General features: G+C 72.6%; 19 protein-coding genes. 6 read left to right on the top strand and 13 right to left on the bottom strand.

Annotated features, from left to right (window positions below):
* Positions 1–9: 9 nt before the first annotated feature.
* Positions 10–759: an HAD family hydrolase gene (locus EG812_RS04710; RefSeq protein ID WP_502697174.1), complete on the top strand. Its 750-nt coding sequence runs from the start codon at positions 10–12 to the stop codon at positions 757–759.
* A 198-nt stretch (positions 760–957) separates the two neighbouring features.
* Here the strand turns inward: EG812_RS04710 and EG812_RS04700 are convergent, their stop codons facing one another.
* A complete protein-coding gene (locus EG812_RS04700) occupies positions 958–1,884 on the bottom strand; it encodes a diacylglycerol kinase (RefSeq protein WP_126710822.1) in 927 nt (308 codons plus the stop codon).
* 339 nt (positions 1,885–2,223) lie between these two features.
* Between EG812_RS04700 and lanKC the strand changes: the two genes are divergently transcribed.
* The 4 genes from lanKC (at position 2,224) to EG812_RS04680 (ending at position 8,557) form a co-directional block, all read left to right on the top strand.
* A complete protein-coding gene (gene lanKC, locus EG812_RS04695) occupies positions 2,224–4,824 on the top strand; it encodes a class III lanthionine synthetase LanKC (RefSeq protein ID WP_043724847.1) in 2,601 nt (866 codons plus the stop codon).
* A gap of 6 nt (positions 4,825–4,830) precedes the next feature.
* Positions 4,831–4,950: a SapB/AmfS family lanthipeptide gene (locus EG812_RS04690; RefSeq protein WP_013734295.1), complete on the top strand. Its 120-nt coding sequence runs from the start codon at positions 4,831–4,833 to the stop codon at positions 4,948–4,950.
* Between the two features lie 74 nt (positions 4,951–5,024).
* The gene (locus EG812_RS04685; protein WP_013734296.1) at positions 5,025–6,752 is read left to right on the top strand and encodes an ABC transporter ATP-binding protein; all 1,728 of its coding nucleotides are present in this window, start codon (positions 5,025–5,027) and stop codon (positions 6,750–6,752) included.
* Positions 6,749–8,557 carry an ATP-binding cassette domain-containing protein gene (locus EG812_RS04680; protein ID WP_013734297.1) on the top strand — a complete coding sequence of 603 codons (1,809 nt, stop codon included), beginning with the start codon at positions 6,749–6,751 and terminating at the stop codon, positions 8,555–8,557. Before EG812_RS04685 ends, EG812_RS04680 begins: the two co-directional genes overlap by 4 nt.
* 117 nt (positions 8,558–8,674) lie before the next feature.
* Here the strand turns inward: EG812_RS04680 and EG812_RS04675 are convergent, their stop codons facing one another.
* From EG812_RS04675 to EG812_RS04640, 8 genes are all read right to left on the bottom strand, one after another.
* Positions 8,675–9,187: a hypothetical protein gene (locus EG812_RS04675; protein WP_232510820.1), complete on the bottom strand. Its 513-nt coding sequence runs from the start codon at positions 9,185–9,187 to the stop codon at positions 8,675–8,677.
* Positions 9,188–9,193: 6 nt separating this feature from the next.
* Entirely contained in the window at positions 9,194–9,772 is a 579-nt protein-coding gene (locus EG812_RS04670) for a response regulator transcription factor (RefSeq protein WP_013734299.1), read from the bottom strand.
* Positions 9,773–9,861: 89 nt separating this feature from the next.
* Positions 9,862–10,467 carry a response regulator transcription factor gene (locus tag EG812_RS04665; protein ID WP_043721166.1) on the bottom strand — a complete coding sequence of 202 codons (606 nt, stop codon included), beginning with the start codon at positions 10,465–10,467 and terminating at the stop codon, positions 9,862–9,864.
* A gap of 482 nt (positions 10,468–10,949) precedes the next feature.
* Positions 10,950–11,900, bottom strand: a complete 951-nt coding sequence (gene tatC / locus EG812_RS04660; RefSeq protein WP_013734301.1) for a twin-arginine translocase subunit TatC — start codon at positions 11,898–11,900, stop codon at positions 10,950–10,952.
* Positions 11,901–11,918: 18 nt separating this feature from the next.
* Positions 11,919–12,206, bottom strand: a complete 288-nt coding sequence (gene tatA / locus EG812_RS04655) for a Sec-independent protein translocase subunit TatA (RefSeq protein WP_013734302.1) — start codon at positions 12,204–12,206, stop codon at positions 11,919–11,921.
* 225 nt (positions 12,207–12,431) lie between these two features.
* Entirely contained in the window at positions 12,432–12,680 is a 249-nt protein-coding gene (locus EG812_RS04650) for a hypothetical protein (protein ID WP_126710821.1), read from the bottom strand.
* A gap of 9 nt (positions 12,681–12,689) precedes the next feature.
* Positions 12,690–13,694 (bottom strand): helix-turn-helix transcriptional regulator, encoded by a 1,005-nt coding sequence (locus tag EG812_RS04645; RefSeq protein WP_126710820.1) that lies wholly within the window; start codon positions 13,692–13,694, stop codon positions 12,690–12,692.
* Positions 13,691–14,737: a helix-turn-helix transcriptional regulator gene (locus tag EG812_RS04640; protein ID WP_013734305.1), complete on the bottom strand. Its 1,047-nt coding sequence runs from the start codon at positions 14,735–14,737 to the stop codon at positions 13,691–13,693. Before EG812_RS04640 ends, EG812_RS04645 begins: the two co-directional genes overlap by 4 nt.
* 269 nt (positions 14,738–15,006) lie before the next feature.
* Here EG812_RS04640 and EG812_RS04635 point away from each other — a divergent pair, with 269 nt between their 5' ends.
* A complete protein-coding gene (locus EG812_RS04635) occupies positions 15,007–16,104 on the top strand; it encodes a DUF3866 family protein (protein WP_043721173.1) in 1,098 nt (365 codons plus the stop codon).
* Between the two features lie 74 nt (positions 16,105–16,178).
* Here the strand turns inward: EG812_RS04635 and EG812_RS04630 are convergent, their stop codons facing one another.
* From EG812_RS04630 to rfbA, 4 genes are all read right to left on the bottom strand, one after another.
* Complete coding sequence (locus EG812_RS04630) at positions 16,179–16,364, bottom strand: hypothetical protein (protein ID WP_013734307.1); 186 nt, start codon at positions 16,362–16,364, stop codon at positions 16,179–16,181.
* A gap of 54 nt (positions 16,365–16,418) precedes the next feature.
* Positions 16,419–17,777, bottom strand: coding sequence for a Pup--protein ligase (gene pafA / locus EG812_RS04625; RefSeq protein ID WP_013734308.1), 1,359 nt, complete (start codon positions 17,775–17,777; stop codon positions 16,419–16,421).
* Positions 17,778–17,848: 71 nt separating this feature from the next.
* Positions 17,849–18,463 carry a dTDP-4-dehydrorhamnose 3,5-epimerase family protein gene (locus EG812_RS04620; protein ID WP_126710819.1) on the bottom strand — a complete coding sequence of 205 codons (615 nt, stop codon included), beginning with the start codon at positions 18,461–18,463 and terminating at the stop codon, positions 17,849–17,851.
* Positions 18,460–19,359 carry a glucose-1-phosphate thymidylyltransferase RfbA gene (gene rfbA, locus EG812_RS04615; RefSeq protein WP_043721179.1) on the bottom strand — a complete coding sequence of 300 codons (900 nt, stop codon included), beginning with the start codon at positions 19,357–19,359 and terminating at the stop codon, positions 18,460–18,462. The genes EG812_RS04620 and rfbA overlap by 4 nt, the downstream gene beginning before the upstream one ends.
* Between the last annotated feature and the right edge of the window lie 82 nt (positions 19,360–19,441).

The following is a 19,441-nucleotide window of genomic DNA, read 5'->3' as shown; positions in this document are numbered from 1 at the left end:
GTGCAGCACGTGCCGGATCATGCCGAACCGACCGACTCCGTACGCGACGTCCAGCCGACCCCGTCCCGCCGTCCGGTGGAGGCGGTGCTGCTCGACTTCCACGGCACGCTCGCCCAGGTGGAGGAGCCGCGCGAGTGGGTCCTGGCCGCCGCCGCCACGTGTGGCGTGGATCTTGACCGGGTCCGGGCCACCTCGCTGGCCGACCGGCTGCTCACCGCAGGTCGGGCCGGCGGGCCACTGCCCGCCCGGGTGCCACCGCAACTGGCCGAGCTGTGGGCCGACCGGGATCTCTACGAGCACGCCCACCGGGGCGCGTACACCGGGCTGGCCGCCACGGTCGACGCGGGCATCGACGGCTTCGCCGACGCCCTCTACGAGCGGGTGCTGACGCCCGAAGGCTGGGTACCGTACCCGGACACCGCTCCCACCCTGGCGGCCCTGCGGGCGGCCGGCGTACGGGTGGCCGTGGTCAGCAACATCGGCTTCGACATCCGCCCCCACTTCGCCGCCTGGGGCCTCGCCGACCTGGTCGACGCCTTCGTCCTCTCGTACGAGGTGGGTCGCTGCAAGCCGGACCCGGCGATCTTCTGGCGCGCCTGCGGCATGCTCGGCGTCGACCCGGAGCACGCCCTCATGGTCGGCGACACCCCCGCCGACGCGGGAGCCGTGGCAGCCGGCTGCGCCGCGCTGGTACTCCCGACCGCCGACGTAGGCCACCCCAACGGCCTAGGCTCCATCCTCCCCCTCACCACCCTGTAACCCCCCCACCCCCACCACCCCCACCGCTCCCACCGCCCCCGCGACCTTGGACCGCCCCCGCGACCTTGCACTTCTGGTCGCCGATATAGGGCATACGCCCGTTATTCCCCGACCGAAAGTGCAAGATCGCGGGGCAGGGCTGGGAGGGGCGCGCGGGTGGGGAGGGTGGGTGGGCTGCGGCGGGGGTGGGGTGGGTGGTTAGGGGAGGAGGAGGTGGAGGGCGGAGGGGATGGCGGTGATGGTGATCGGGAGGGGGAGGCAGCGCTCGCCGTCGGCGTAGGTGGTGATGTCGGGTGCGGCGAGCTCGACGGTGCGCGCTCGGTAGCTGCGTACCAGCGGGTGGTGGATGTGGGTGCCGTGGTAGATGTTCGGCTTCTCGCGGATCAGCATGCGCCGGTTGAACCGCCCGCCCACGACGATGTCGAGCAGTCCGTCGGTCGGGTCGGCGTCCGGGCAGATTCGCATGCCGCCGCCGTAGGACGCACAGTTGCCGACGGCCACCAGCGCGGCGTCCAACTCGTGGGTTTCCCCGTCGAGGCGCAGCGTGTAGCGGCGCGGGCGCAACCGGGCCAACTCCACCAGGATCGCCAGGTCGTACCGGCGCGGGCCGCGCGGCCAGCGCATCCGGTTGGCCCGTTCGTTGACGATCGCGTCGAAGCCGGCCGCGAGCACGGCGCCGAACCAACGGTGTTCGCCGGTCGCCGTGGTGATCCGGGCGAGGTCGACGGGGCGGGAACGGCCGTCCCGCAGCGCCGTCGCGATGGTGTCCACGGCCGTCAGTGGATCGGCCGGGAAGCCGGTCTCGACGGCGAAGTCGTTGCCGGTGCCGGCCGGGACCGCGCCGAACGGCACCCGGGTGCCGGCCACCGCCTGCAGGGCCACGTGCACGGTGCCGTCGCCGCCCACCGCGACCAGCGCCGCCGCCCCGTCGGCCACCGCCTCGTGGCAGACCGCCTCGGCCTGGCCACGGGTGTACGCGTCCAGCACTCGCACCGGGCGTCCACCCGCCGACAGGCGGTCCAGCACCTCGGGTAGCAGTCGCCGGTGCCGTCCTCGACCAGCGGTGGGGTTGGCCAGTACGGCGACCGGCCGACCTGCGGCTGGGCGGTGATCGCCAGGTGTCACAGCGGCTGGCTGATCGGCGGCTGCGGGGGGATCGTCAGGTGTCACGGCGTACGCCGTACCCGTACCGGCTGCGGCTGGGCCCTCGCTGTCAGACGCAGGTCGGCGGCCTCTTCGCCGCCGGCGCGCACGACCCGGGCGCTCGGTCGCGTCGGCCCGCACCGCGGGCGGTCGCGCCAACCGCCGCCGCCCGGGACCTGCCTGACATTTGTCACGGCCAAGAGTGTGGCACACACCTCACGTCATGACTGATCACACTGGAAGCGCCATAGGCCGAATAGACAAACTCATATCAGCCAGCAAGACCGAGGGCTCAGCCGATCAGCGGAGGGAGTGGTCACGGTGGACGATCGCTACGACAGCTACTGCGCCGCCGACCGGCACTTCTACGACTCGCTGGGCAACGCCACCGCAGAGCCCACCTTCGCGGCGGCCCGGCGGCCCCTGCCCGACGGTTGGCGCACCGAGCCGCTCGACGACTGGCTGATCTACGCCCCGGACGGCGGCTCGTTGCCGCAGCAGGGCTGGAAGATCCACGTGTCGGCGACCCTGGACAACGCCGAACGGGTGCTGGACGCGATCTGGGACTACTGCGTCCCGCGTGGCCTGTCGTTCAAGTTCCTCCGCGGCCCTCGCACCCTGCTGCTGCGCAACTCCAAGTACGCCTCCCGGGCGGCCAGCGGCAAGTTCGTCACCGTCTACCCGCACGACGACGCCGAACTGGAACTGGTCTGCAAGGAACTCGACGAGCTGCTCGCCGGCGAGTCCGGTCCGTACATCCTGAGCGATCTGCGCTACGGCTCAGGCCCGGTGTACGTACGCTACGGCGGCTTCGCCGCCCGCTACTGCCACTCCGCTGACGGCCAGGTCGTCCCGGCGATCGAGGACGACAACGGCGCCCTGGTGCCCGACCGCCGCGACCCGGTCTTCCACGTACCGTCCTGGGTGACGCTGCCCGACTTCCTCGCGCCGCACCTGGCCGCCCGCAACGCCACAAGCACCGACGAGGTGCCGTACCGGATCGAGAAGGTCATCCACTTCTCCAACGGCGGTGGCCTCTACATCGGCCGGGACCTGCGCACCGACACGCAGGTGGTGCTCAAGGAGGCACGACCGTACGCCGGTCTGGACGCCGACGGCACCGACGCGGTGGCCCGCCTCAGCCGCGAGGCAGCGGCGCTGCGTCGACTCGCCGACCTCCCGCAGGTGCCCCGGGTGCACGACGAGTTCACCCTCGGCGAGCACCGGTTCCTGGCCCTGGAGTTCATCGAGGGCCGGGCGCTGAACAAGGTGCTCGTCGACAGGTACCCGCTCATCGACGCCGATGCCACCGACACCGACCGCGCCGCCTACACGCGCTGGGCGTTGGACATCCACCGGCAGGTCGAGGAGGTCGTCCGGGCCATCCACGAACGCGGCCTCGTCTACGGCGACCTGCACCTGTTCAACGTGATGGTCCGCCCGGACGACCGGATCGCCCTGGTCGACTTCGAAGTCGCCGCCCCGATCGACGGGCATCGCCGGCCCGGCCTGCGCAACCAGGGCTTCGCCGCACCCCGCGACCGCAGCGGTCCCGCTGTCGACCACTACGCCCTGGCCTGCCTGCGCCTGGCCCTGTTCCTGCCGCTGACCCAACTGTTCCGGCTGGCACCGGCCAAGACCGCACACCTCGCGGACGTGATCGCCGCCCGGTTCCCGGTGCCCGGAGCACTCCTGGACGCCGCTGTCGAGGAGATCACCGGCGAGAGCCCGGCAGCGGCGGAACACCGAGCCGACCTCACCGTCGACGTCGGGCCGTCGCACCGCGACCGACTGGCCCGGGCGATCCTGGCCAGCGCGACACCGGAGCGCGACGACCGACTCTTCCCCGGCGACATCGAGCAGTTCCGCAGCGGCGGGCTCAACCTCGCCCACGGCGCCGCCGGAGTCCTGTACGCGCTGCACGTCAGCGGCGCCGGACGCCAGCCGGAACACGAACGGTGGCTGGTACGCCAGGCCACCTCGCCCGCCTCCGGCACCCGCTGCGGTTTCTACGACGGCCTGCACGGCGTCGCGTACGCCCTGGAGCTGTTGGATCGCCGGCAGGACGCCCTCGACGTGCTCGACATCTGCCTACGGCAACCGTGGGACGGGCTGGACCACAGTCTGGCCGGTGGCCTGTCCGGGATCGCGCTCAACCTCGCCGAGCTGGCCGGACGCACCGGCGAGACCACCCTCCGCGACGCCGCCTGGCGGGCCGCCGACCGGGTGATCGCGCAACTCGCCGACGCCCCGGAGTCCGACGTCAGCGGCGGCCGGCACCCGTACGCGGGACTGCTGCGCGGCCGTACCGGACCGGCCCTGATGCTGATACGGCTGTACGAGCTGACCGGCGATCCCCAGTTGCTGGAGCACGCCGCCACCGCGCTGCGGCAGGACCTGCACCGTTGTGTGGTACGCCCGGACGGCGCGCTGGAGGTCAACGAGGGCTGGCGCACCATGCCGTACCTGGGGCAGGGCAGTGTCGGCATCGGACTGGTGCTCGACCAGTACCTGCGGCACCGCGCCGACGAGCGGCTCGCCGAGGCGAGCGCCGGTGTCCGTCGGGCCGCCCGATCCCCGTTCTACGCGCAGTCCGGCCTCTTCGCCGGACGGGCGGGCATCGTCGCCTACCTCGCGGCGTACCCGGACGATCCGCAGCTGGCCACGGAGCTGGCGGCACAGGTGGAACGCCTCGCCTGGCACGCCCTGCCGTACGCCGACGGGATCGCCTTCCCCGGTGAGCAGCTGTTGCGGCTGTCCATGGACCTCGGCACCGGCACCGCCGGCGTCCTGCTGGCACTGGCCGCCGCCCGACCCGACACGGCGGTGACGCTGCCGTTCCTCGCGCCCCTGACGGGCGCCACCGACACCCTCGCCGATGCGAGGGGAACCGACCAACCCGACAAGCACGGGAGGAGGTGACACGACATGGCGCTTCTCGACCTCCAGGGCCTGGAGATGGCCCCCGCCGACCGCACCGGCGGTGGCAGCCGGGCGAGCCTGCTGCTCTGCGGCGACAGCTCGCTGTCCGTCACGACCTGCAACTGACGGGTCGCCACGCGAGGCCCTGGGCGGGGCGATGTACCCGCCCAGGGCCGCACGTCTGTCTCGCGGGAGGTCCGATGCCGACACCGACCGGCCCCGACCGGCTGCTGCGCCGGGTGGTCCGTGACGGCGGCGGTTGGACCGTCCTGCTCACCATGGTGGCGCTCATCGGCGCCGCCGCCGAACTGGCCCTGCCGGCGTCCCTCGGCTTCGCCGTCGACGCCGCCGTGGGCGGTACGGCCTCCTGGTGGCCGGCCGTCGCCTGCGCGCTCGTCGCGATCCTCCTGACCACCGACATCCTCGGTGACGTCGCCGCCGGCTACGGCGCGGCCCGGGCCACCGCCCTGCTGCGCCGGCGGCTGCTGCGCCATCTGTTCGCCTGCGACGTCCGCACCGTGCGCCGCTACCCGGTGGGTGACCTGGTCGGCCGGCTCGTCGGTCAGGCCACCGACGCCGGGCAGGCCGGGACTGCCGTGGTGTTCGGGGTCGTCGCGCTGCTGCCCCCGGTGGGCAGCGTCGTGGCGCTCACCCTGATCGAGCCGCTGCTGGGGCTCACCCTCCTCGGCGGGCTGGCGGTGCTCGCGGTGCTCATGCGGGCCTTCGTCACCGACGCCTCCGCCGCCGTGACCGGATACCAGCGCGTGCTGGGCGCCATCGCCGGGCGGCTGCTGGAGGCGCTCGGTGGGGCCCGCACCATCGCCGCCGCGGCCACCGTCGACCAGGAACGCGACCGGGTGCTGAGCGCACTACCGGAACTGCGCGGGTACGGGCTGCTCGGCTGGCGGCTACTGGCGCGGGCGAGCGCCCGTACCGCAGCCGTGGGTCCGCTGTTGCAGGCGGCCGTCGTGGCCGTCGGCGGGTACGCGCTCACCGCCGGCTGGCTCACCCCCGGGCAACTGGTCGCCGCGATGCAGTACGCGGCCCTCGGCGCCGGACTGGGCGCGGTGCTGGCCACGCTCAACCGGCTGGTACGCGCGAGGGCGGCGGCCAACCGGATCGCCGAACCCCTGGCCCACCCGACCCGCCGGTACGGCGACGAGCCACTGCCGTCCGGCCAGGGCGAACTGCGAATGCGCGGGGTCGGCGTACACGGCGCGGACGGGCGGCCGGTGCTGCGGGACATCGACCTGCTGGTGCCGGCCGGTGCCACGCTCGCCGTCGTCGGGCGTTCCGGCGTCGGCAAGTCGACCCTGGCCGCCGTGGCGGGCCGACTGCACGACCCGGACGCCGGTGAGGTGTTGCTGGACGGGGTGCCGCTGCACCGGTTGAGCCCGCAAGCGCTGCGCCGGGGTATCGGGCAGGCGTTCGACCGTCCGGTCCTGGTCGGCGAGACGGTGCATGACGCGATCGGTCTCGCCCTGCCCGACGAGTCGGCCGGCCCGCCCGCCGGTGCCGCCCCGGCGACCGCCGAGGTGCTGGCCGTGGCACGGGCCGCCCAGGTGGCCGACGTGGTGGCCCGCCTGCCCGACGGGTTCCGCACCCGGCTGACCGACGCGCCGCTGTCCGGCGGTGAGGCACAGCGCCTCGGGTTGGCCCGCGCGTTCCCGGCGCAGCGGCTGCTGATCCTCGACGACGCCACGTCCAGCCTGGACACCGCCACCGAGCACCGGATCAGCCGAGCGGTGACCGAGGGGGTCGGCGGTCGTACCCGGCTGGTGGTGACCCACCGTGCGGCGACGGCGGCCACAGCCGACCTGGTCGCCTGGCTCGACGGCGGTCGGGTACGGGCCGTGGGGCCGCATCGCCGGCTGTGGGCCGACCCGGACTACCGCGCGGTCTTCACCCCCGGCGGTGACCTCCGATGACCGGCGTACGCCGCACCACCTGGGATGCCCTGCGGGCCCGCCGCCGCCCGCTGGGGCGACTGGCCGCCTGGTCGGTGGCCGAGTCACTGCCAGCGCTGCTCAGCGGCCTGATCGTGGCCCGCGCGGTCGACCGGGGTTTCCTGGCCGGTGAGTTCGGTACCGGCCTGGCGTGGCTGGCCGGGCTGGCCGTCGCCGTACTGGTCGGGGCGGTCGCCACCGGGCGGGTGTACCGCAGTCTCGGTGCCGTGGTGGAGCCGTACCGCGACGAGTTGGCCGCCCGGGTGGTCGACGGTGCGCTGCGCGAGGCCACCCGGGCCGGTGGTCGCCCGGACAGCGCCGCCGTGGCCCGACTGACCCAGCAGGTGGAGGTGGTGCGGGACACCTTCGGTGGGCTGCTGCTGGTGGTCCGCGGTTTCCTGTTCAGCGCCGGCGCGGCGCTGCTCGGCCTGCTCGCCCTGTCGCCACCGCTGGCCGCGGCGGTGGCCGCGCCGCTGGTGCTCGGGCTGACCGTGTTCGCGGCGGCCCTGCCGTCGATGGTCGCCCACCAGCGCGCCCAGGTGGCGGCCGGTGAGGAACTCGGCCGATCGGCGGCCGCCGCGCTGACCGGGCATCGTGACGTGACCGCCTGCGGTGGGCAGGAGCGGGTCGTGGCCGCGGTCGACCGGCGGGTCGTGGCACAGGCCGACGCCGAACGGACACTGGCCCGGATGGCGGCGCTGCGCTCCCTCAGTCTCGGGCTGGGCGGCTGGCTGCCGGTGGTGGTCCTGCTGCTGGCCGCGCCGTGGCTGGTGGGGCGCGGCCTCAGCACGGGTGCGGTACTGGGCGCGCTGGTCTACGTCACCACCGGGCTGCAACCCGCCCTGCACGCCCTGGTGCAGGGCGTAGGGGGCGGCGGCCTGCGCTACGCCGTCACCCTCGACCGGATCCTGCGCGGCTGCCCGCCGACCGACCCGAGCGCCGCCGCCGGTCGAACCGCCGCCACGGCGGGTGGCGGCACGGCGGGTGGCGGCACGGCGGGTGGCGGCACGGCGGGTGGTGCGACGGCGGACGGCGGTGTGGTGCCGGCGGTGCGGGTCCGCGGGCTGACCTTCCGGTACGGTCCGCACGCCCGGCCGGTCCTCGCCGACTTCACCCTGACCGTGGCCGGCGGTGAGCACCTGGCCGTGGTCGGGCCGAGCGGCGCCGGCAAATCCACCCTGGCCGCGCTGATCGCCGGGCTGGTGCCGCCGGATTCCGGCAGCGTGCACCTGGCCGACACGCCGGTCGCCGCCGTCGCGCCGGAGACACTGGCCCGGCTGCGGGTGCTGGTGCCGCAGGAGGCGTACGTCCGCTCCGGCACCCTCGCCGACAACCTGCGGTACCTGCGCCCGGACGCCGACCAGGCGACCGTGGCGGCCGCTGTGGACGCGCTCGGGGCCGGGCCGCTGGTCGAGCGCCTCGGCGGCCTGGCGGCCGAGGTCGAGCCCGGCCGTCTCTCGGCCGGGGAACGGCAGCTCATCGCCGCGGTCCGGGCCTACCTCGCCCCGGCACCGTTGGTCATCCTCGACGAGGCGACGTGCCACCTCGACCCGACGCTGGAGGCCACGGTGGAAGAGGCGTTCGCCCGCCGCCCCGGCAGCCTGGTGGTTATCGCACACCGGATCAGTTCGGCGATCCGCGCCCGTCGGGTGCTGGTGTTCGACGACGACCGGCCACTGGCCGGAAGCCACGAGGAACTGTTGCGCCGCTCGCCCACCTACCGGGAACTGGTCGGCCACTGGCAGGAACTGACGATCCCGGCCCACCGGCCGCTCACCCGGACATGACCGCCGACCGCCCGTCGCTCCGGCAACCAGGCAGCCCGGCAAGCTGCTGGCCCAGCGGCGCGGCAGGCTGGCGGCCCGGCGGTCGGCGTCAGCTGGGAAGCCGGAACAGCACCATGCTCATACGCGGCCTTGAAGTCCTCCGCCACCTGATAGGGGTAGTTGGCGTTCCACCGTGGATAGCTGCCCAACTCGTTCGAGCCGTACTGACCCCGTGAGGCGTACATGACGACCCGACGGTCGGTGCGTGCGCTCAACTCCCGGGCGACCGCGACACCGACCGTCGACGGCACGTCGTCCGTCGGCCAGCGTTCCAGGTCGATCTGCCAGAAGAACCGGCCGCGCGCCACCAGGTGTGTGGTCGTCGGCGTAGTCGATGGCCGTGGTGGCCTGCTCCTCGGCGGTGACCTGGGAGTGCACCACGACGTACATGCCGAGGAAGGGAATGCCGGCGTCCTTTGCGGCGGTCAGCATGACGCCGTAGTACTGGCTGTGGAAGGTGCCGGCGGCGGACTGCTCCGTGCCCTTGTACGTCATGAAGGAGATTCCCGCCGCGCGGGCATCGCGGATCCGGCCGGTCGTCAGACCCCGGCCGACGTCGTAGTCGCTCGCATCCCAGCCGTAAAGCGTCACCTGAGGTCAGATCCAGCCCGCCTCGTGGGCCACCCGGACCGCTTCCACCCTGGTGCGGGCACCGACCTTGCGGGTGATCCGACCGAGATGATTGCGTACCGTGCCCGGCGCGAGGCCGAGCGCCCGGGCGACCTCCGCGACCGGAGCGCCCGCTGCGGTCAGATCGAGGATCTGGGTCTCCCGGGAGGTGAGCGGACTCCCCCGGGTCAACGCCGCCATCACCAGGTCGACATCGATCACCGACTCCCCGCGTGCGAGCCGCCGGAGCCCGTCCAGCACCCGGTGCGGGGCGACATCCCTGCCGAGGATGCCGAGGGGACGCCCCGGCACCAGCACCCGGTGCAGGCGGCGTGCCCGGCGTTGGTCGACGAGCACCAGCAACGGACACCATCCCGCGACGTTGGCCGTGCCGACCAGGTCGAGGTCGATGACCGCCACATCGGGACGCCGGGCCCTGATCAGCCGAGCCAGGCCGTCCCCCCGGTCCACCTCCGCCACCACACTGATGTCCGCCTCGGCGGTGAGCACGAGGGAGAGCGCGCCACGGACCAGAGCACCGTCGAGGGCAAGCAGGGTACGGATCACGGTGGACCTTCCCGGAAATCGCCAGGCGGATCACGAACCGTCAGCATTCAAACACGTACCGGCCGGTACGGGGCGACGGCGTCTCGGGCCTAGATCCAGCCGTGGCGGCGGGCCTGCCATACCGCCTCCATCCGGTTGCGGGTGCCCGTCTTGCGCATCACCGCGGACAGGTGGTTACGCACCGTGCCGTGCGCCAGGAACAGCCGGCGGGCGATCTCCTTGAGCGGCAGCCCTTCGGCGGCGGCCCGTAGCACCTCCGCCTCCCGACGGGTCAGCGGGCTGCCCGGGGGCAGCAGCGCGGTCACCGCGACCTCCGCGTCTATCACCCGTCCGCCCGTCGCCACCTCCCGTACCGCCCCGACCAGCGCCTCCACCGGCGCATCCATGCCGATCAGCCCGTGCGCGCCGGCCGCCAACAGCTCCCCGACCACCGCCGGACTCCACCGGCGGCCCATCGCCAGCACCGCGGCGTCGGGTGCCGCACCCGCGATCTCGGCGACCACCTCGACCGACGGCGCGACCTCCGAGGCCAAGTCGACCAGTACGACGTCGGGGCGGTGCCGTCGCAGGACGTCGGACAGCTCCAACGCCCGGGCGACCTGGGCCACCACCTCGATCTCATCCTCGCTCGACAGCGCGACGCAGAGCGCGCTGCGCAGCAGACTCATCTCCTCGGCGACGACGACGCGAATCAATGCCTGGCTCCGATCGGGAAACACACCCGCCGCCATCGGGGTCCCGCTGATGGGACTCCCATGGGCGGCACAGCGGTAGGCCGGATTCTTCGCAGGGCACGGGCGCCGTGACGAGGCGGGCGGCACCGACGGACGCGCGGGCAGCCACGCTGACCCTCCGCCATGCCAGGGCCCACCACCACACGGCCGGGACGCACGCGGTCGAGCCGGTCGCGTCACCCGTGCACGAGCAGGTCAAGTCGGCGAGCGATAACGCAACGTACGGCGCACGTGGCAACGACCTTCCTCGTCGAAGTGCGACAACACATCGTTAAGGCGTTATTACCCGCCCGTTGCGCCGAGTAGGCCCGATGACGGATTACCGACTCCATCGCTGACAGCCAACACGCCATGCGCTAGGAGCCCGCCGCGGCGGAGGGCCGCCAACGACACGGCGACCCGCCCGCGGCATCACTCGCGCGGACGGGCCACCTCGACGACCGTCAGGTCACGTCGTCGTAGCGCCGCTCGATCGGCTTCGGTGCGGCGACCGGCTCCGGTGCCTCGATCGGGCTGACCGCCTCCACCGGCTGTCCCGCCGCCACCTGCTCGCGGTCGACCTCCAGCGGGGAGGCCTCGTCGTCGCCGATGCCGGCGTAGACCTCCTTGCCGCGACCCTTGCGCCGGTCGTTGAGGAACGCCACCCCGACCGCGATGAAGTAGAGCAGGCTGAGGCAGAGCGCCAGCAGCGTCATCCCGAACGGACCCGGGTCGGGCGTGGCCACCGCCGCGAACGCGAAGCAGATGAACACCACCACCCGCCACCAGCTCAGCAGCCGCTTGGCGCTGACCACCCCGGTGAAGTTGAGCATCAGCAGGGTGAGCGGGAACTCGAAGGCCACCCCGAACAGCAGGATCATGGTGGTGACGAAGCTGATGTAGCGGGTCACCTCGAGCTGCTGATCGGTGCCGGTGACGCCGGCCTCCATCAGGAAGGCCAGGCCCTTGTCGACCACGAAGTAGGCGAGCACCGCGCCGGCGGCGAACAGCGGCGCCGCGATCGTGACGAAGACGTACGCCCACTTGCGCTCGTGCCGGTGCAGGCCGGGCGCGATGAACGCCCACAGCTGGAACAACCAGACCGGGGCACCGACGATGAGCCCGATCCAGAGCGCCAGCTTGAGTTTGAGGATGAAGCCGTCGGCGGGCGCGAGCATCAGGAACTGTTGACACTCGCCGTCGACAGTCATGCCGGGCAGCCGGCAGTACGGCTGGGCCAGCAGGTCGAAGGCCGGCTGAGCGAGCAGGTAACCGACGATCAGCCCGACCACGATCGCCAGCGACGCCCGGAACAGTCGGGTACGCAGCTCGCGGAAGTGCTCGACGAGCGTCATCGAGCCGTCGGCGGCCCGTTCGAACTGGCTCGGGCCACGCTTACGCAGGGCGAAGGCCACGGTGGTCGGGCCCGTCGCTCAGTTGTCGCGGACGCGCTGCACCGGGTCGACGACCGGCTGCTGCACCGTGCCCTGGTACGGCTGCTGCTGCGGGGGCTGCGGCGGGAGCGGCTGGTAGCCGGCCTGAGCGTCGGCCTTACCGGCCAGGTCGCGGTCGTCGTCGTCAGCCAGGCTCTTGGTCTCGGCCTTGATGATGCGCAGCGAGCGGCCCAGGGAACGCGCCGCGTCCGGGAGCCGCTTCGCGCCGAAGAGCAGGATCATCACGACCACGAGTACGGCGATGTGCCAGGGCCTGAGGGCACCCATGTGAAGCTCCAGTCGCTTGTGTCAATGGGGGTGGTTCCGCAGCCCATCGTACGTGCGACACGGGCTGTTGCCACCCACCGGGGCGGTGGTGGATCCGTTCCGGCGGGTGAAGTCTCAGCCACCCGCAAGTGTCTCGTCAACTAGTTGACTCCGATCTTCGCACCGGAAAGCCGGTCCCGCTGCGCTGACGATCGGCGTGGCGGCCCACATCCACAGCACCCCAGCTCAGTCGCCTCGGCGGGCCCTGATCACGGCGAGGCGACGCTGGGTCGTCTCCAGCCGCCCCTGCAATCCTTCGGCCCGCTGCTGGAGGCTCTCCGCGGCCACCCGCAACGCCGTCGCCTCGTCGGCCCGCCGTTGCAGGCGCACCGCGGCCCGACGCAGCTGCGGCAACCGGGCGAGCAGCGGACGGACCACCAGCGCGAGGACGACCAACGGCACCAGCACCAGCGCGAGCACGATCCACTTCAGCACGGCGTCAGCCTACTGCCTGGGCACCGTCGCCGCCGGGTCCGCGCCGGGCAGCACCGGCGTCGCGTACGCCTCCAGGGCCGCCACCGCCGTGTCCCGGACCTGCTCGGCCAGCTCCGCCGGAGCCAGCACGGTGACCTCCGAACCCAGGCCCAGCACGAACCGCCGGGCCCAGCCGAGGTCGGTGACCCGCAACGAGACCACCCACCGCTCGCCGTCGGACTCCACCCGCTCGCACGGGTAGTACTCGGTGATCCACCGCTCGCCCCGACCGATCCGCAACGTGATCAACGGCAGATCCGGCGAGGGGCGGAACACGCCCTCGCTGAGATCCTGGGGGCGGGCCTGCGGCGGCACCACGGCCGGCTCGTCCAACTCGGTGACCGCGTCGATGCGGTCGGCCCGGAACAGCCGTACCGCCTCGGCCCGCCGACACCACGCCTCGACGTACGCCCGACCACCTGCCATCAGCATCCGCAGCGGGTCGATCACCCGCTCGGTGGTCTCGTCGCGCGCCCGCGTGTAGTAGGTGATGCGCAACGCGCGCCCACCCTCCACCGCGGCCCGCAACTGCTCGACCCGGCGGGCGTCACCGGGCAACCGCACCTCGACCGGCGCCGCCACCAGGTCACCGCCGGCATCCTCGATCTTCGCGAGGGCCCGCTCGACGGCCTCCCGGTTGGCCACCCCGGGCGTCTCGGCCAGCATCCGCAGCGCGACGACCAGGGCGAGCGCCTCGTCCGGAGTGAGCCGCAGCGGCCGGTCGATACCCGCGTCGTAGGTGATGGTCACCCGGTCGCCGTCGAAGGCCATGTCGATGAGGTCGCCCGGACCGTAGCCCGGCAGACCGCACACCCAGAGCAGCTCCAGGTCCTCCCGCAGCTGCCGCTCGGTCACCCCGAGATCGCCGGCCGCCTCGGCGATCTCGATGCCGGGCCGGGCGAGCAGGTACGGCACCAGGTTGAGCAGCCGCGCCAACCGGTCGGCCGAGGTCCGCGTGCCAGCCTTCGCGCTCACCGGCTCAACCTTCCGTTCGCGACTGCCGGGCTCGCAAGCTCACTCCTCGCGCGTACCGGGACGGCGGGCGGGAGGTCGTGGTGGGCGGCGATCTCCTTGAGGCGCTGAATGACCGCGTCGCGCACCTCCGGTGGGTCCAGCACCCGCACCTCGGGTCCGTAGCCGACCAGGTGACCGGCGATCAGGTCCACGTCGGTGTACGGCAGGACCAGGCGGTCCGCCTCCGGCCCGAGAGTCGCCTCGACAGCCACCCGACGTAGCCCGGCGGCCCGCCCGGGGGCGACCAGCACGGTGGCCCGTCCGGCGTGTTCGGTCGGGCCGGACCAGCGGGCCACGTGGCTGATCAGGTCGACACCGACGGGCGGCTGATAGGCGCCCGGCGTACCCGTGGCGCGCACCTGGCCGACCACCCGGGACAGCCGGAAACAGCGGGTGGCGTCACGATCCAGGTCGTGGCCGACCACGTACCAGCGTCCCCGCCAGCAGACCACGCCCCACGGCTGGAGTCGACGGTGATCGGGTGCGTCCCGGTCCGGTACCCGGTAGTCGAAGCGGACCTCGCGCCGGTCCCGGGCGGCGGCGGTCAGCGGCGCGAACGCCGGATCGACGTTGACCATCGGTTCGAGCCCGAGGGTGGCATGGGGGTCCACGTCGACGCCGGCCGCGCGAAGCTTCGCCAGGCCGGACGACGCGGCGGCCGCCAACCCCGCGTGCTGCCACAGCCGGGCGGCGATGCCCACCGCGGCGGCCTCGTCGGGTTTGAGTGGAATCTCCGGAAGGGCGTACTCCCTGCGGGCGATCCGATATCCCGGCTCCGTGTCGAAGGCGCTCGCCGTGCCGGTCTCCAGCGGCACGCCCAACTCCCGCAGCTCGGCCTTGTCCCGCTCGAACTTGCGCTGGAACGCCTCGTGCTCACGGGCATCGTCCGGATCGTGCTCGTAACCGGGCACGGTCGCGGCGATCTGCGCGGCGGTCAGGAACCGCCGCGTAGACAGCAGACAGATCACCAGGTTGACCAGGCGTTCGGTGCGGCTGCGCGACACCCCGTAGACGCTAGCAGCCAACCCGCCCCACCCATGCACCCCCGCCGACACCTCAACCCCCTCCCTCATCCAACCCCGCCGATCTTGCACTTTCGGTCGCCGATTCACCCCTTTTGACACGTTATGCCCCGACCATAAGTGCAAGATCGACGGGGTGGTGGACGGGCGTGGCGGGGCGTGGGAGTGGGGTGGCGGGGCGTGGGGGTGGGGTGGGGTGGGGTGGGGTGGGGTGGCGGAGGGGTGGGGTGGGGTGGGTTAGCGTGCGGGGCATGGTGCGGTGGCGGGTGGGGACGGTGGCGGGGGTACGGCGGCGGTGGGCGGGGGCCGTGGAGTTGGATGTCACGCTCGTCGACGGGACGTCGATGCGGGCGTTGGCGTACCCGGAGCTGGTGGGCGTGCCGGAGGTGGGCGACCGGGTGCTGCTCAACGCCGGGGCGCTGCTGATGGGGTTGGGCACCGGCGGGTACGCCCTGGTCGTGGCGGTGCCGGACCGGCTGCCGCCGGATCCGCCGCAGGCACTCGACAGTCGCGACGCCGGCCATCTGGTGAAGGCCCGGTACACCCCGCTGCAGCCGATCCTGCTCGGCGTCGACGAGGAGGCGTCACCGCATCACGAGGTGCTGGCCACCGCCGAGGATCTGGGCGGCCTGCCGGTGGTGACCGCCGACCTGCACTCGGCGCTGCCGGCCATCCTCGCCGGCATCCGCGCCGACGCCCCGCAGGCCCGGGTGGCGTACCTGCTCACCGACGGTGGGGCGCTGCCCGCCTGGTTCTCCCGGACGCTGTCCGCCCTGCGCGACGAGTTGGTCGGCACGATCAGCGTCGGGCAGGCGTTCGGCGGTGACCTGGAAGCGTCGACGCTGCACAGCGGTCTGCTCGCCGCCCGGCACGTGCTGCACGCCGACGTGGCGGTGGTGGCGCAGGGCCCGGGCAACCTGGGCACCGGTACCCGGTGGGGCTTCTCCGGCGTGGCGGTGGGCGAGGCGGTCAACGCGGTCGCCACGCTGGGCGGCCGGCCGGTCGGCTCACTGCGCATCTCCGACGCCGACCCTCGGCCGAGGCACCGTGGCGTGTCGCATCACAGCCTGACCGCGTACGGCCGGGTGGCGCTGGCCCGCGCGGAGCTGGTGGTCCCCGACGGTCTGGACCCGGCGCTGGCCGCCGAGGTCGACGCCGCGCTGACGCCGCTCGTCGACCGGCACACCGTGCTGCGGGTGGACACCGCCGGGCTGGACGCCGCGCTACGGCGCAGTCCGGTGCCGCTGTCGACGATGGGCCGCGGGCTCGACGCCGATCACGCCTACTTCCTGGCCGCCGCCGCGGCCGGTCGGCACGCCGCCCGCCTGCTCGGCAGCGGCACGGCCTGAGCTGACCGGGCGTACGTGTTAAAAGGGGGCCCCTGCTCTACCGCAGGCGTTAACAAGGTGCCCTTCCTTACACCTCAGGCGAGGATGATCAAGGCGAGCCAGGCGCCGACGATCAGTGCCAGCGCGGCCGCCAGCACCCAGGTCGGGACGGTGTACTCGCCTCGGCGATTGCGCTCGATCTCGGCGCGGACCTTGTCGCGACGGCGTTCGAGCCAGCCCTGCCGCTGGGCGCCGGGGGTGGGAGGTTCGGAAGGAAACATGGTCCGGCCAGCCTACCCGGGCCCGTCCGGAGCGGACGGGCCCGGTGCAGCCGGTCACATGCTGGCGATCAGCCGCTCGACCCGCTCGTCGTACGCCCGGAACGGGTCCTTGCAGAGCACGGTGCGTTGCGCCTGGTCGTTGAGCTTCAGGTGCACCCAGTCGACGGTGAAGTCCCGCCGCTTCTCCTGGGCGTGCCGGATGAACTCCCCGCGCAGCCGGGCCCGGGTGGTCTGGGGCGGCGTCTCCTTCGCCTCGAAGATCTCCGGGTCGGTGGCCACCCGGTCCACGTCGCCGCGCCGCTCCATCAGGGCGTAGAGGCCCCGACCCCGACGCAGGTCGTGGTAGGCGAGATCCATCTGCGCCACCCGGGCATGCGACAGCGGCAGGTCGTGCTTGCGCTGGTAGCGCTCGATCAGCCGCAGCTTGGTCACCCAGTCGATCTCCCGGGAGACCGGTTCCAGGTCGCCGGTCTCCACCGCCCGCAGCACCCGGCCCCACAGCTCGACCACCCGCTTGGCGGTCTGGTCGCCGCCCCGGCGCTCGACGAACTCGGTCGCCTTGGCCAGGTACTCCTGCTGGATCTCCAGGGCGCTGATCTCCTTGCCCGAGGCCAGCCGCACCTTCCGCCGGCCGGTGATGTCGTGCGACACCTCCCGGATGGCCCGGATCGGGTTCTCCAGGGTGAGGTCGCGCATCACCACCCCGGCCTCGATCATCCGCAGCACGATGTCGGCGCTGCCGACCTTCAGCAGCGTGGTGACCTCGTTCATGTTGGAGTCGCCGACGATGACGTGCAGCCGGCGGTACCGCTCGGCGTCGGCGTGCGGCTCGTCGCGGGTGTTGATGATCGGACGGCTGCGGGTGGTGGCCGAGGAGACCCCCTCCCAGATGTGCTCGGCGCGCTGCGACAGGCAGTACACCGCGCCCCGTGGAGTCTGCAGCACCTTGCCCGCGCCACAGATCAACTGCCGGGTGACCAGGAACGGGATCAACACGTCGGCCAGCCGGCCGAACTCCCCGTGCCGGGAGACCAGGTAGTTCTCGTGGCAGCCGTACGAGTTGCCGGCCGAGTCGGTGTTGTTCTTGAACAGGTAGATCTCGCCAGCGATGCCCTCGTCGTGCAGCCGCTTCTCCGCGTCGATGAGCAGCCCTTCCAGGATGCGCTCACCGGCCCGGTCGTGGGCCACCAGGTCGATCACCGAGTCGCATTCCGGGGTGGCGTACTCCGGGTGCGAGCCGACGTCCAGGTAGAGCCGAGCGCCGTTACGCAGGAAGACGTTGCTCGACCGGCCCCAGGACACGACCCGGCGGAAGAGGTACCGGGCAACCTCGTCGGGGGACAGCCTGCGCTGTCCGCGGTAGGTGCAGGTGACGCCGTACTCGGTCTCCAGACCGAAGATTCGCCGTTCCATGATGAGACATTAGCCGTACGGAGCCCCGATTCGTCACTGTCGTGACACGTACGCTTGCCGCGTTCGCGACGTCAGCACCCGTCGGGCGCCTCGGCGTCCAGCTCGGCGGCGTACCGTCGGCACGTCTCGTACTCCGGCAGCAGACCTGCCGCGCGCACCTGCGCCAGGTTCGGCGCGGCGGCGTCGCGGGCGGACAGCAGCGGTGCGCCGGTCGGCCACTCGATGCCCAGCTCCTCGTCCAGCGGATGCACCGCATGCTCGGCCGTCGGGTTGTAGGTGGTCGAGCAGAGGTAGCTCAGGGTGGCGTCGTCGGTCAGCGCGCAGAAGCCGTGGCCGAGCCCTTCGGCGAGGTAGACCGCCCGCCGGTCCACGTCGTCGAGGCGCACGCTCTCCCACTGGCCGAAGGTGGGCGAGCCGACGCGCAGGTCCACCACCACGTCCAGGACCGCGCCGCGCACACACGTCACGTACTTCGCCTGGCCGGGTGGCACGTCGGCGAAGTGGATGCCGCGCACCACGTGGCGGGCGGAGACCGACAGGTTGCCCTGGGCCAGCCGCAGCGGATGACCGACCTCCTCGGCGAGCCGGTCGAAGCGGTACCACTCCAGGAACAGTCCCCGGGAGTCGCCGTGCTGCTGTGGCGTGATCTCCCAGGCGCCCTCGATGCCCAACTGTCGCAGCTTCATCGCACCTCTCCCGGGCTGATCAGCTCGTGACGCTCACCGGCGAGCAGGTCGAGCAGGTAGTCGCCGTACCCGCTCTTGGTCAGCGGCTCGGCCAGGGCCCGCAACTGGTCGTCGTCGATGAGCCCGGCCCGCCAGACGACCTCCTCGATACAGCCGATCTTCATGCCCTGCCGTTCCTCGATCACCCGGACGAACTCGGCGGCCTGCATCAGCGAGGTGAAGGTGCCGGTGTCCAGCCACGCGGTGCCCCGGTCCAGGACGGTCACCGACAGCTCACCCCAGCGGCGGTACGCCTCGTTGACCGCGGTGATCTCCAGCTCGCCCCGGCTGCTGGGAGTGAGGCCACGCGCGATCTCCACCACCCGGTTGTCGTAGAAGTACAGGCCGGGCACCGCGTACCGGGACCGGGGCTGGTCCGGCTTCTCCTCGATCGACAGCACCCGGCCGTCCGGGGCGAAGTGCACCACCCCGTACGCCTGCGGGTTCGCCACCGGGTAGGCGAAGATCCGTCCGCCGACCGGGTCACCGGCGGCGGCGAGCTGTCGACCGAGACCGACGCCGTGGAAGATGTTGTCGCCGAGGATCAGCGCCACCCCCTCGTCGCCGATGAAGTCCGCGCCGAGCACGAACGCCTGGGCGATGCCCTCCGGTCGGGGCTGGGCGACGTACTCCAGCCGCAGCCCGAACTGGCTGCCGTCGCCGAGCAGTCGCTGGAACTGGGCCTGCTCATCCGGCGTGGTGATCACCAGGATCTCGCGCACCCCGGACATCACCAGGGTGGAGAGCGGGTAGTAGATCATCGGCTTGTCGAAGACCGGCATCAGCTGCTTCGACACCGCCCGGGTGATCGGCCACAGCCGCGATCCGGTGCCACCGGCCAGCAATATTCCACGCACCTGGGGAGCGTACCGACAGGTGCCGCAACCGGCACGCGGGCGCGAGCGGAGGCGAATGCGGGTGTTTCGCGTAGACTTCCGG

The sequence above is a fragment of the Verrucosispora sp. FIM060022 genome (assembly GCF_003977705.1).
GTDB classification, from domain to species: Bacteria; Actinomycetota; Actinomycetes; order Mycobacteriales; family Micromonosporaceae; genus Micromonospora; species Micromonospora gifhornensis.
This window is presented reverse-complemented; position numbering and strand designations above follow the sequence as displayed.